The sequence below is a fragment of the Nocardioides sp. genome, from assembly GCF_029937575.1.
Taxonomy (GTDB): domain Bacteria; phylum Actinomycetota; class Actinomycetes; order Propionibacteriales; family Nocardioidaceae; genus Nocardioides.
In genome coordinates, this window is the sequence record NZ_JAPYPS010000025.1 from 42,799 (window position 1) to 55,100 (window position 12,302).

Genomic DNA, 12,302 nt, shown 5'->3' on the forward strand with positions numbered 1-12,302 from the left:
TGCCGAGCACCGCACCGTCGGCGCCCACGCGGCCGACTGATCGTGGCGCACGTCACCGGCACCTGATTAGGTTGGCCCCGTGACCTCCTACAACCTCGCCAGCCTCCTCGAAGAGACCACCGCCGCTCACCCCGAGCGTGACGCGATCGTGTTCGGCGACACCCGCCTGAGCTACGCCCAGGTCAACGGTGCCGCCAACCAGGTGGCCAACCTGCTCGTCGAGCGCGGGATCAAGCCGGGCGACAAGGTCGCCCTGAGCTGCCCCAACCTCCCCTACTTCACGATCGTCTACTACGGCATCCTCAAGGCCGGCGGCACCGTCGTGCCGCTCAACGTCCTGCTCAAGGGCCGCGAGGTGGCCTACCACCTCGGCGACTCGGACGCGAAGGCCTACTTCTGCTTCCAGGGCACGCCCGAGCTGGCCATCGGTGCCGAGGGGTACGCCGGCTTCGGCGAGGCCGAGGGCTGCGAGCACTTCTTCATGATCACCGCCGACCCGACCGCGGCCTCGCCGATCGACGGCACCGAGACGATGGCCGCCGCGATGGGTGGCCAGGCGCCGACGTTCGAGACCGTCGACACCGACGAGGACGACACGGCCGTCATCCTCTACACCTCCGGCACGACCGGTCAGCCCAAGGGCGCCGAGCTGCGCCACCGCAACATGCGCGACAACGCGCGCTCGGGGGAGGAGCTCTTCGGCGCTGGCACGACCGAGAAGCCCGACAGCTACATCTGCGTGCTGCCGCTCTTCCACTCCTTCGGCCAGACCGTCATCCAGAACGGCGCCTTCGCCTTCGGCGGCACCGTCGTGATGCTGCCCCGCTTCGAGGCCGACGCGGCGCTCAAGCTGATGGCCAAGGAGGAGATCACGTTCTTCGCCGGGGTCCCGACGATGTACTGGGGGCTGCTCGGCGCGCTGGACGACTCGGGGGTGGACGTCAAGGCGCTCGCCGGCAACCTACGGGTCTCGGTGGCCGGAGGTTCGGCGCTCCCCGTGGAGGTCCACAAGGAGTTCGAGAAGCGCTTCGGTGTCACGATCCTCGAGGGCTACGGACTCTCGGAGACCTCGCCGGTGGCCAGCTTCAGCAAGTACGGCGAGGACGTGCGCGTCGGCTCGATCGGCACCCCGATCCCCGGTGTCGAGATGAAGCTCCTCAAGCCGGAGAGCTGGGACGAGATCGGTCCGGACGACGAGATCGGCGAGATCGCCATCAAGGGTCACAACATCATGAAGGGCTACTACGGTCGCCCCGATGCGACCGCCGACTCCATCCAGGACGGGTGGTTCCGCTCGGGCGACCTGGGCCGCAAGGACGACGACGGCTGGTACTACATCGTGGACCGCTCCAAGGACATGATCATCCGCGGCGGATACAACGTCTACCCGCGCGAGATCGAGGAGGTGCTGATGACGCACCCCGACGTCTCGCTCGCCGCCGTCATTGGCGTGCCCCACGAGAGCCACGGCGAGGAGATCAAGGCCGTGGTCATCCTGGAGAAGAACGCGAGCGTCACCGAGGACGAGCTGGTCGCGTGGGGCAAGGAGCAGATGGCCTCCTACAAGTACCCGCGCCTGGTGGAGTTCGTCGGTGACCTGCCGATGACGGCCACCGGCAAGATCCTCAAGCGCGAGCTCTCCTGAGGGCGGGCCCGGTGTCGGCACGCGTACGCCGGGTCCTGCTGCTGGTCCTCGGCTCGCTGATGTTCGCCGTCGGCGCGCTGTGGACCTTCCAGGGTCTGGGCTACATCGACGACACCTCGATGAGTGACGTCGAGGTCTTCGCGGTCGTCGGACCCCTCGTGGCCGGCCTCGGCGTGGCGTTGGCGATGGTGGCCTTCCGGCGGGCAGATTGACCCGACCGGACTCACCCGACTACGCCGAGCCGGCGGTCCTGGGGCCGTCGCGCAGCCCGCGTCCCGGTGCGCGACCCGACGTGCGACTCTGGGGCGGGCGGGGTCGCCGTGCCCTGCGGTGGGCCTGCGCCGCGGGTGCGCTGCTGCTCCCGGCGGTGCTCGTGGTGGTGCTGCTGAGCGACCGACCGGGCGCCGAGTCGCCGGAGGCGGCCGTCGAGCAGCTGCTCGGTGGCATCGCCGATCTCGACGGCGCGGCCATCGTCGGCGTGGTGGCCCCCGACGAGGTGGCCGACGCCGGTCGGGCCGACGACGCCTACACCCGGCTCGAGTCGCGGGTCCTGCGTGAGGGCGAGGTCCCGCCGGTCGAGGTGGACCGCGTCCTGGCTGCGGCCGAGGCCCAGCTCGGTGGCTCGGCCAGCCGGGCCTCCCTCGCCGTCCTGGCGGCGGTCGACCTCGAGCTGGGCGGTCTCGACCTGGCCGTCGAGGAGATCGACGACGGCGCGGTGCGCGTCTACCTGCTCGACGGGACGCTGGCGGTCAGTGTCGACGCCGACAGGTTGCCGGGCGACGCGGTGATCGACGGCCGTGGTCCGGACGGCACGCGCGCGTCGTACGACATGGCGCTGGCCGAGGGCTGGCAGCGCGACGGCGACGAGTTCCAGGCCTACCTGGTCACCGTCGAGGTCGACGGCCGATGGTTCGTCAGCCTCGAGGCCAGCGCCGACGACCTGCTGGGTCCGCCATGAGCACCACCAGCGCGACCGGCCCGATGCCGGGGACCCCGGCGCCGGTCGACGACCGGCGCCGACGTGAGCTGCTCGGCAGCGCGCTGTGGGCGGCTGCGGCACTGGCCTGGACGATCGCGATGCTCGTGCCCTGGTTCCGCGCGGGGGCGCTGTCGCACCTCAGCCCGATCGAGGCCGGCGGGGCGCTGCGCACCGGCCTCGTCGGGATCCCCTCCGCCGCCGGCTTCGTGGTGCTCCTGCTGCCGCTCGCGTCCTGGGTGCTGCTCGCGCTGGCGCCCGCTCGCGGACGGCTCGTGCTGGCGTGGCGGATCCTGCTGTGGCTGGCCTCGACCGTCGTCGGGCTCGGCCTGGTGGTGCTGATGGCGTCGGTCTCGGCGGATACCTACGGCTGGGGAGCAGGGCTGGTCGTCGTCGCGTGCGTGCTGGGCGCCGGGGGCCTGTGCTGCAGCACGCTGGTGCGAGCCGAGGAGGCCGAGGAGGCCCAGGAGGCGGAGGGGTAGCCCTCGGGGCTACTCGAACGGGTTCGGCAGCGCCCCGGGCAGCTTGGCGAGCAGCTCGCGCGCCTGGGCGGCCACCTTGTGCTCGACGAGCACCTCGTAGCGGGTGGCCACCACCTGCGTCACCGACTGGAAGTCGCGCTGCCCGCGCGTCATCGCGTAGCCGATGAGCCCCCACACGATGCCGAACGCGGCGCCGAAGAGCACGGTGGACAGGATCGTGGTGAACGCGCTCTCCTCGGTGAAGATGGTGAAGAGCAGGCCGACGAAGAGCCCCAGCCAGGCGCCGGACGCGGCGCCACCGAGGGCCACGCGGCTGTTGGTGAGCCGACCGGTGATCCGCTCGATGCGCTTGAGGTCGGTGCCGACGATCAGACAGTTCTCGACCGGGAAGTGCTCGTCGGAGAGGAAGTCGACCGCCTTCTGGGCGGCGGCGTACTCGTCGTAGACGGCCAGCGACTGCGGGAACTCCAGTCGCAACGGTGACGTGGCGCCGCGACGGCCCGCGGCAGAAGATCCTGACATGCTCATGGGTCCAGTCTGCCTGTTGCCTGGTCGTGGCGGTGGCGCTGGTGGTCTCCGCGCGGCACCTGAATATGATCGGGGCGTGCCCAAGGTAGTCGTGGACGTCATGCCCAAGCCCGAGATCCTCGATCCGCAGGGGAAGGCGGTGCTCGGTGCCCTGCCCCGGCTGGGGTTCAGCGGCGTGACCGACGTGCGGCAGGGCAAACGCTTCGAGCTCGAGGTCGCCGGAGAGGTCACCGACGAGGTGCTCGCGCAGGTGCGCGAGATGGCCGAGACGTTGCTCTCCAACCCGGTGATCGAGAACTACGCCGTGCGGGTGCTCGACCCCGCCGGGGAGATCGCCTGATGCGCGTCGGTGTCGTCACCTTCCCCGGCTCGCTCGATGACGCCGACGCCCAGCGCGCCGCCCGGATCGCCGGGCACGACGTCGTACCGCTCTGGCACGGTGAGCACGACCTGCAGGGAGTCGACGCGGTCGTGCTCCCCGGCGGCTTCTCGTACGGCGACTACCTGCGCTGCGGTGCCATCTCGCGGTTCTCGCCGGTGATGACCGAGGTCATCGAGGCCGCTGGTCGAGGACTCCCGGTGCTGGGCATCTGCAACGGGTTCCAGATCCTCTGCGAGTCCCACCTGCTGCCGGGCGCGCTGATCCGCAACGACCACCAGAAGTTCGTCTGCCGCGACCAGCGGCTGCGCATCGAGAACGCCTCCACCTCCTGGACCTCGGCCTACGACGAGGGCCAGGAGGTCACGATCGTGCTCAAGAACGGCGAGGGCGGCTACGTCGCCGACGACGAGACGCTCGACCGCCTCGAGGGGGAGGGCCGCGTCGTGGCGCGCTACCTCGACCTCAACCCCAACGGGTCCCTGCGCGACATCGCCGGCATCACCAACGAGCGGGGCAACGTGGTCGGCCTGATGCCGCACCCCGAGCACGCCGTGGAGGACCTCACCGGCGCCGGCACCGACGGGCTGGGCTTCTTCACCTCACTGGCCGGTCTGGTGAGCCTGACCGCAGCGATCTCGTGAGCCCGCTGCGGCTCTTCCGCACGACAGCCGTCGCCGAGGCGGTCACGTGGGCCCTGCTGCTCCTCGGGATGTTCCTCAAGTACGTCACCGAGACCACCGACGCCGCGGTGAGCATCTTCGGCCCGATCCACGGAGTCGCGTTCATCGCCTACGGGCTGACCGCGATCCTGGTCGCCGTCGACCAGCGCTGGTCGCCCGCCCGGACGGCGCTCGCGCTGCTCGCCGCGATCCCGCCGTTCTTCACGGTCCTCTTCGACCTGCTCGCCGAGCGACGCGGGGCCTTCACCGCCCAGTGGCGACTGATGTCGAGCGAGCCCCAGCGCCCGCTCGACCGTCCGGTCGCCTGGCTGCTGCGCAACCCGGGTCGGGGTGCCGTGGCCGGAGTGGTGGCCGTCGTGGTGCTGACCGGTCTCGCGCTGGCGGTCGGTCCACCGGTCGGCGGCTGAGCGCTTCCCCCGGGCCGGGTCAGCCCCGCTTGCCCTGCATGATCCGGCGCCAGGTGGGCGCGTCGACGACGCCGGTCTCGGGCAGGTCGACCTTGGCCTGGTAGTCCTTGACCAGGTTGGCCAGCGGGAACTTGTAGACGCCGTCGATCTTCACGCTCGAGCCCAGATCCGCGGCGTTGAGGGCCCGCTGCAGGCGTCGTACGTAGTACCCGGCGGAGCCGAACTTGAGGATCGGCTTCTGACCGAAGCTGAGCAGGCTCATCCAGTCGCGCCGTCCCCACACCGGGTTGGCCTCGAAGCCCATCCGCTTCTGCCAGGCGTTCGCCGCGGCCACGGTGGCCGGGCCGTACTTGCCGTGGACGTTGCCGCCGTACAGCTTGCGCTGCGACAAGAAGCACTGCAGCGCCTTGACCATCCGCTTCGGGGGCTTGTAGCCGTCGCCGGACTGACGCAGGACGGGGTAGCTGCGCGCGGCGACCTTCACGCCACCGCAGTGCTGCTCGCGCGGGGCGACCGACCCGTTGCCGAGGTCGAGGAAGTTGCTGTCGATGTTGATCCGCACGCCTCCCCACACCTCGTCGTGGCCGCCGCGGTACTGCTTGACCCGGCCACCGGGGCGCCAGCCGTCCTCGCGGATGTACGAGGTGGAGGTGTTGGCCTGGCCGTCCCAGCGGGCGACCCAGATCCGCTCCGGCAGGACGAAGGCGTTGGGGCGCTCGACCCGGGCGTCGTCGAGGACCTTGATGCCGGACCCGGCGCTCGAGTAGACGCCGGTGATGTAGCCCGCGGCCGCGACCTTGACGTTCCAGGCGTGCAGGAACGACAGGGCCGACTCGCGGCAGTGGGTGTTGGTGGCGTCGAAGCCCTCGAGGTCGTACCAGAGGGTGCTGCCCTGGACGAGGCCCAGCGCCTGTGCGTCGGCGATCGTGCTGGTCGCGGAGCTGCGCCCCATGGCGCGGGCCTTGCCGTACCTGCCCTTCTTGCCCGGCTTCGGGTCGATGGTGAAGTCGTCGTCGTAGCGCGGGAAGCGCGGCTGGCACGACGCCTGCGGGCCCAGCGTGATCGGCAGCAGGTGCCAGCCCTTGGCCAGCTGCTTGCGCACCCAGGTGGGTGTCAGGTTGGGCTGCACGCGGCACGCTCGCGAGTCGCCGGAGATGTAGATGCCGGCGGCGAGGTACGGCGAGGTCCGCAGCCAGGTGTTCATCGTCTTCTGGGTGGGGGTCAGGCACTGGTCGAACCCGTAGCCGGTGAAGTCGCCCGGTGTCGCGGGGTTCGGCTCGCTGCGGCGCTTGGCCATCAGTGCTGTGTCGGCCAGGCCGGCGCTCGTCGCCGGCCCCGTCGCGGCCGTCGCAGCAGACGCAGCAGACGCGGCGCCGGTGGCCGGCAGTCCGGTGGCCAGCAGGGCGCCGGCCGCGATCGCGAGGGCGCCGCGACGCAGGCGGGTGTGGAGGCACGGGCGGACAGAGCTCATGAGGCGGAACTCCAGGGAAGAGGGGGAAGGGGGAGCAGCAGACGCGTCGCTGTCGACGACGAGCGTCACCCTAACCTCACTGATCACTCCAGTAACAGAGTTCCCATCGAACTACCAGCATGTAGTTCGGCGTGTCGACGAGTCCGGTGGGGGATCGATCCGGTGGATCGCCCTGGTCCATCCGGGTCAGGGTCCCGCCGATCGGCCAGGATCCGGGGCGCGATCAGGTCACTTCCTGTGGATCTGCTCCCTCGCGCGAGGCCACGGGAGCACCCTGACGACAGGGCTCGACGGCGAGCCCTCTGTGACCCGGAGGTCGGCATGAGCGAAGCATCGTGGGCCGGTCAGCCCGTCCTGGGGGCGGCACCGTTCTTCCACCACGACCCGCACCTGGGCGGGGCGCCCTTGGCGAGCCCCGACGGACACTGGTGGTGGGACGGCGAGCAGTGGCGGCCGCGGGACGCCGAGAGCCCCACGGCCGCCTGATCCTCGGTACTGCGACCTGACGCTGCGTCAGGCCGCGGCCGCCACCTCGACGGACGCCGCCCGGTCGGCCCGGGCGCGCTCGCTGCGACGCCCGCGCAGGTGCAGCCACGCGGCCACCGCGAAGGCGATCGCCGCAAAGCTCGCCGAGGTGAGGAAGGCCGCGCGAGCACCCGGGAGGAACTCACCCGGCACCGACCCGGCGGCGTACACGGACACGATCACGGCCAGGCCGATCGCGCCACCCAGCTGCTGGAAGGTCTGCAGGAGGCCGGAGGCCGAGCCGGCGTGCTCCGGCTCGACGTCGGACAGGATGAGCACCGTGATCGGCATGAAGGCCAGTCCGGCAGAGACGCCGTTGATCAGCATGGCGGCGAAGACTCCGGTCCAGTAGGTGTCGCCGGGCGACACGGTGCTGAGCAGGGCGAAGCTCGTCGCGAGTCCGACGGCGCCGGTCATGATCATCCGCGTGGGTCCGAAGATGCCGAGCAGTCGTGGCGTCACCCGGGACATCGCGAAGATGCCGAGGGTGAGAGGCAGGAAGGCCAGTCCGGACTCCATCGGGCCGAAGCCGAGCTCGCCCTCGATGAACTGCACGGCGAGGAAGAACATCGACAGCTGACCGCCGACGACCAGCGCCATCGAGGCCAGCGCGCCCACTCGCCGCGGGTCGCGCAGCAGCTCGGGACGGAGCATCGGGTGCTCGACGCGCAGCTCGGTGCGCGCCAGCAGCGCGATCAGCGCTGCTCCGAGCGCCAGGCCGCCGATCGTGCGGGCCGAGGTCCAGCCGTGCTCGGGGGCGCTGATCAAGGAGTAGACGATCGCCACGGCGCCACCCGTGGCGCTGACCGCGCCCAGGAGGTCGAAGCGACCCGGGCGACGTGGGGTCTCGTCCAGGACTCGGCGGGTCAGCGCCAGCACGACCAGGCCGATCGGCACGTTGATGAACAGCGTCCAGCGCCAGGAGCCGACGTCGGTCAGCACGCCGCCGAGCAGGAGCCCGATCGACATGCCGCCGGACGAGACCGCTCCGAAGAGGGCCAGGGCGCGGTTGCGCGCCGCCGCGTCGGGAGCAGAGGTAGTCAGCAAGGCCAGGACGCCGGGTGCGGCCATGGCGGCTCCGATGCCCTGGACGGCGCGGGCGCCGACGAGCATCTCCGGCGACTGGGCGAGGCCGCCGACCAGCGAGGCGAGGGTGAACACGGCCAGGCCCGCCTCGAACATCCGGCGCCGGCCGAAGACGTCACCCAGCCGTCCGCCCAGCAGGAGAAGCCCACCGAAGGCGAGGGTGTAGCCGTTGAGCACCCACGACAGCGAGGCCGGGCCGAAGCCGAGGTCCGCGTCGATGTGGGGCAGCGCGACGTTCACGACGGTGGCGTCGAGGATGAGCATGAGCTGGGCGACCAGGACCAGCGCGATCCCGGCGGCTGCGCGCGCGGCGTTCGGCGGCAGGTCCGTCGGGACGCCGGTCGGGACGGTGGTCGAGGAATGTGCGGGGGGTGCGCTGGACGAGGTGGCGGTCGAGGACATGGGTGGAGGTCCTGTTCTGGCCTGAAGGGCCGACGTAGGCTTTACTGGAGGAGCTCTCCGGTTCCTGACGAACGATACGGAGACAGTCTCCGTTTAGCAAGTGGGAAGGGCTGACCCGTCATGCGCGCCGACGCCAAGCGCAATCGCGATCGGATCATCGAGAGCGCCCGTGAGGTCTTCCGCGAGCAGGGGTACGACGCCTCGCTGGACGAGGTGGCCAAGCGCGCCGGGGTCGGTGCGGGCACGCTCTACCGGCACTTCCCGGCGCGCGAGAACCTCGTCGACGCGATCATGCAGACCTGGGTGGACCGGGTCACCGAGGCCACCGACAAGGTGCTCGCCTTCGAGGGCGGGGAGCGCGATCTCCTGCTCCACTGGTTCGAGACCTACGTGGCGCTGATCAGCCTGCACAAGGGAGGGCCGGCCAAGATCACCTGCGCGATGGGGGACCCCGACTCCCCGATCCTGAGCAAGTGCCAGGTGCTCAGCGAGGCGAGCCAGCGCGTCGCCGACGTGCTGCTCGAGCGCGGCGCGCTGCGCGCCGACGTGGACGCCGTACAGATCTGTCGCCTGGTCGGTGGCGTGGCCACCGTCGCCGACAACGCCACGCTGGACGCGAGCGCCGTGCGACCGCTGCTCGAGGTCGTCGCCGACGGCCTGCTCCTCCCGGCCTGACGCGACGTCCGAGGCAGGACGGCAGCCCGATAGATTGGCGTCGTGCCAGAGACCAGCGCCGCCACCACTCTCGACACCGTCGCCGTCGCGGCCACCGACCCCAGTCGGGAGCAGCCCTGGGCCGACCTGGGCCTGAAGGCCGACGAGTACGACGAGATCCGCACGATCCTCGGTCGTCGCCCGACCAGCTCCGAGCTCGCGATGTACTCGGTGATGTGGAGCGAGCACTGCTCCTACAAGTCCACCAAGGTGCACCTCAAGCAGTTCGGCGAGATCCCCCAGACGACGCCGGTCGGCAAGATGCTGGCCGGGATCGGCGAGAACGCAGGCGTCCTCGACATCGGCCAGGGCTATGCCGTGACCTTCAAGGTGGAGAGCCACAACCACCCGTCGTACGTCGAGCCGTACCAGGGTGCCGCGACCGGCGTGGGCGGCATCGTGCGCGACATCCTCGCCATGGGCGCGCGACCCGTCGCGGTGATGGACCCGCTCCGCTTCGGTCCGCTCGACGCCCCCGACACCCGCCGGGTGCTGCCCGGGATCGTCGCCGGGGTCGGCGGCTACGGCAACATGCTCGGCCTGCCCAACATCGGCGGCGAGGCCGTCTTCGACGCCACCTACCTCGGCAACCCGCTCGTCAACGCCCTGTGCGTCGGGGTCCTGCGTCACGAGGACCTCCACCTCGCCAAGGCGAGCGGTGCCGGCAACCAGGTCATCCTGTACGGCGCCCGCACGGGCGGTGACGGCATCGGCGGCGTCTCGGTGCTGGCGAGCGAGACCTTCAGCGAGGACGGGCCGGCCAAGCGACCCAGCGTCCAGGTGGGCGACCCCTTCATGGAGAAGCTGCTCATCGAGTGCACGCTCGAGCTCTTCGCAGCCGGGATCGTCGCCGGCATCCAGGACCTCGGCGGGGCCGGGCTCTCGTGTGCCACCTCCGAGCTGGCCAGCGCCGGTGACGGCGGGATGCACGTCGAGCTCGACCGCGTGCCGTTGCGCGACTCCTCCCTGGCGCCGGAGGAGATCCTGATGAGCGAGAGCCAGGAACGGATGATGGCCGTCGTCGAGCCCGACGACGTCGCCGCCTTCCTGGGCATCTGCGCCAAGTGGGACGTGGAGGCCGTCGTCGTCGGCGAGGTTACCGACACCGGCCGCCTCGAGATCGACTGGCACGGCGAGCGCGTGGTCGACGTACCTCCCCGCTCCGTGGCGCACGACGGGCCCACCTACGAGCGACCTTTCGCCCGCCCCTCGTGGCAGGACGCGCTCCAGGCCGACGCGGCCGAGGAGCTGCCCCGACCGAGCACGGCGGAGGAGCTGCGCGCGACGCTGCTGGCGATGGTGGGCAGCCCCAACCTGTGCGACAAGTCCTGGATCACCGACCAGTACGACCGCTACGTGCGGGGCAACACCGTGCTCTCCCAGCCGTCGGACTCCGGGATGGTGCGCGTCGACGAGGAGACCAACCTCGGCGTCGCCGTCGCCACCGACTGCAACGGCCGCTTCGCCAAGCTCGACCCCTACGCCGGCGCCCAGCTGGCGCTCGCCGAGTCCTACCGCAACGTCGCCACCGGTGGCGCGGTGCCGCTGGCGATCTCCGACTGTCTCAACTTCGGCTCGCCCGAGGACCCTGACGTGATGTGGCAGTTCGCCGAGGCCTGCCGCGGTCTCAAGGACGCCTGCCTCGAGCTCGGGATCCCCGTCACCGGCGGCAACGTCAGCCTGTACAACCAGACGGGCGAGACGGCGATCCTCCCGACGCCCGTCGTGGCGGTGCTCGGCGTGATCGACGACGTCACCCGCCGTACGCCGACCGGCTGGCGCTCGGTCGAGGGGGACGACCCCGGCGAGACCGTGGTCCTGCTCGGCCAGACCGGCGAGGAGCTGTCGGGATCGGAATGGGCCCACGTCATGCACGGCCACCTCGGTGGGGTGCCGCCGGTGGTCGACCTCGGCGCGGAGCGGGCGCTCGCCGAGATGCTGCACGCCGCCGTCGGCCTCGTCACCAGCGCCCACGACCTGTCCGACGGTGGTCTCGCCCAGGCGCTGGTGGAGTCGTCGCTGCGCCACATGTGCGGGGTCACGGTGTCCCTCGAGTCGGTCGTCGAGGACCCGTTCGTGGCGCTCTTCTCCGAGTCGACTGCCCGGTGCCTGGTCACCGTGCCGCACGACGACGTCGATGCCCTGATCGAGCTCGCCGCCGAGCACGGGGTCCCCATCACCGAGCTCGGCACCACCGGCGGAGACCTGCTCGCGATCTCCGGTGGAGAGGACAGCGGCCTGGTCTTCGACGTCAACCTGCTCGAGCTGCGCTCCACCTGGATGAAGACGTTGCCACTCGCGCTGGCCTGAAGCCGAGCATCGGCCGGCTGTGGTGCGGTGCGCGCGAGTCGCGCGCCGTCGGTGAGCGCGAGCTCTAGGCGTGAGTGGACCCGGACGCTGGTAGCTGCCTGGGCGGCAGGTGGTCACCGCTGGAGGCGGGGTCGGTGTCGGATCCATTGGTCGGGTGGTGGGTGGTGGGGTCTGCGGGGTGGTGGTCGGAACTCGGGTCGGGCGTCTGTGGCGAGGCGGACCTGCCAGGTGGTGTCGTGGATGGTGCGGTGGTGGTGGCCGCAGAGCATGACGAGGTTGTTCAGACTGGTGGGTCCTCCGTCGGCCCAGTGGGTGATGTGGTGGGCGTGGCACATCACTGGTGGGCGGGTGCAGCCCGGGAAGGCGCAGTGGCGGTCGCGGGCGATGAGGGCGAGCCAGATCGCGGTGGTGACCAGGCGTTGAGCCCTGCCGACGTCGAGGGGTTGGCCCTGGGTGCCGAGACAGATCGGGAGGATGTCGGCGTCGCACGCGAGGCGGCGGACCGCGGCATGGGACAGGCGGAGCCCGTCGTCGGTCATCGCCGGCTGGCCCGCGTCGTCTCCCGACTGCGAGTCCTCTTGGAGGGATTCGAAGTCGATGAGGACCCCGACTCTGGGGCGGGCGCCGTGGGACTCGGGCTGGGCCTCGGTGTCGAGGGAGTGTTGGGCGAGGCCGACCATGGCGTCCCACATGC

The 12,302-nt window shown here is 70.9% G+C and carries 14 protein-coding genes; 10 read left to right on the forward strand and 4 right to left on the reverse strand.

The genetic code is table 11. From position 1 onward, the window contains the following. Window positions 1-79: 79 nt before the first annotated feature. The 4 genes from Q1K33_RS10845 to Q1K33_RS10860 are packed head-to-tail and all read left to right on the forward strand — an operon-like array spanning window position 80 to window position 3,103. Entirely contained in the window at window positions 80-1,645 is a 1,566-nt protein-coding gene (locus Q1K33_RS10845) for a long-chain fatty acid--CoA ligase (protein WP_300403768.1), read from the forward strand. 11 nt (window positions 1,646-1,656) lie between these two features. Then, the gene (locus tag Q1K33_RS10850) at window positions 1,657-1,857 is read left to right on the forward strand and encodes a hypothetical protein (RefSeq protein ID WP_300403770.1); all 201 of its coding nucleotides are present in this window, start codon (window positions 1,657-1,659) and stop codon (window positions 1,855-1,857) included. Next, window positions 1,854-2,603 (forward strand): hypothetical protein, encoded by a 750-nt coding sequence (locus Q1K33_RS10855; protein ID WP_300403772.1) that lies wholly within the window; start codon window positions 1,854-1,856, stop codon window positions 2,601-2,603. The genes Q1K33_RS10850 and Q1K33_RS10855 overlap by 4 nt, the downstream gene beginning before the upstream one ends. After that, window positions 2,600-3,103: a hypothetical protein gene (locus Q1K33_RS10860; RefSeq protein ID WP_300403774.1), complete on the forward strand. Its 504-nt coding sequence runs from the start codon at window positions 2,600-2,602 to the stop codon at window positions 3,101-3,103. Before Q1K33_RS10855 ends, Q1K33_RS10860 begins: the two co-directional genes overlap by 4 nt. Before the next feature lie 9 nt (window positions 3,104-3,112). Here Q1K33_RS10860 and Q1K33_RS10865 read toward each other — a convergent pair whose 3' ends face one another. Further along, complete coding sequence (locus Q1K33_RS10865; RefSeq protein WP_300403786.1) at window positions 3,113-3,625, reverse strand: general stress protein; 513 nt, start codon at window positions 3,623-3,625, stop codon at window positions 3,113-3,115. Window positions 3,626-3,707: 82 nt separating this feature from the next. Here Q1K33_RS10865 and purS point away from each other — a divergent pair, with 82 nt between their 5' ends. The 3 genes from purS to Q1K33_RS10880 are packed head-to-tail and all read left to right on the forward strand — an operon-like array spanning window position 3,708 to window position 5,100. Continuing rightward, window positions 3,708-3,971, forward strand: coding sequence for a phosphoribosylformylglycinamidine synthase subunit PurS (gene purS, locus Q1K33_RS10870; RefSeq protein ID WP_300403776.1), 264 nt, complete (start codon window positions 3,708-3,710; stop codon window positions 3,969-3,971). After that, window positions 3,971-4,654 (forward strand): phosphoribosylformylglycinamidine synthase subunit PurQ, encoded by a 684-nt coding sequence (gene purQ, locus Q1K33_RS10875; RefSeq protein ID WP_300403777.1) that lies wholly within the window; start codon window positions 3,971-3,973, stop codon window positions 4,652-4,654. The genes purS and purQ overlap by 1 nt, the downstream gene beginning before the upstream one ends. Next, the gene (locus Q1K33_RS10880) at window positions 4,651-5,100 is read left to right on the forward strand and encodes a DUF3817 domain-containing protein (RefSeq protein WP_300403778.1); all 450 of its coding nucleotides are present in this window, start codon (window positions 4,651-4,653) and stop codon (window positions 5,098-5,100) included. The genes purQ and Q1K33_RS10880 overlap by 4 nt, the downstream gene beginning before the upstream one ends. 19 nt (window positions 5,101-5,119) lie before the next feature. On the opposite strand, the gene Q1K33_RS10885 is transcribed toward Q1K33_RS10880, so the two are convergent. Beyond that, on the reverse strand, window positions 5,120-6,571 hold the full coding sequence (locus Q1K33_RS10885) for a glycoside hydrolase domain-containing protein (protein WP_300403779.1): 1,452 nt from the start codon (window positions 6,569-6,571) through the stop codon (window positions 5,120-5,122). A 321-nt stretch (window positions 6,572-6,892) separates the two neighbouring features. On the opposite strand from Q1K33_RS10885, the gene Q1K33_RS10890 reads away from it, so the two are divergent. Continuing rightward, window positions 6,893-7,057: a hypothetical protein gene (locus Q1K33_RS10890; protein ID WP_300403780.1), complete on the forward strand. Its 165-nt coding sequence runs from the start codon at window positions 6,893-6,895 to the stop codon at window positions 7,055-7,057. 27 nt (window positions 7,058-7,084) lie between these two features. On the opposite strand, the gene Q1K33_RS10895 is transcribed toward Q1K33_RS10890, so the two are convergent. Continuing rightward, complete coding sequence (locus tag Q1K33_RS10895; RefSeq protein WP_300403781.1) at window positions 7,085-8,584, reverse strand: MFS transporter; 1,500 nt, start codon at window positions 8,582-8,584, stop codon at window positions 7,085-7,087. Between the two features lie 120 nt (window positions 8,585-8,704). Here Q1K33_RS10895 and Q1K33_RS10900 point away from each other — a divergent pair, with 120 nt between their 5' ends. Next, entirely contained in the window at window positions 8,705-9,259 is a 555-nt protein-coding gene (locus Q1K33_RS10900; RefSeq protein ID WP_300403782.1) for a helix-turn-helix domain-containing protein, read from the forward strand. Between the two features lie 42 nt (window positions 9,260-9,301). Next, window positions 9,302-11,608, forward strand: a complete 2,307-nt coding sequence (gene purL, locus Q1K33_RS10905; RefSeq protein ID WP_300403783.1) for a phosphoribosylformylglycinamidine synthase subunit PurL — start codon at window positions 9,302-9,304, stop codon at window positions 11,606-11,608. 113 nt (window positions 11,609-11,721) lie between these two features. On the opposite strand, the gene Q1K33_RS10910 is transcribed toward purL, so the two are convergent. Beyond that, window positions 11,722-12,302, reverse strand: a 581-nt coding sequence (locus tag Q1K33_RS10910) for an HNH endonuclease signature motif containing protein (RefSeq protein WP_300403784.1), incomplete at its 5' end; no start/stop codon positions are given.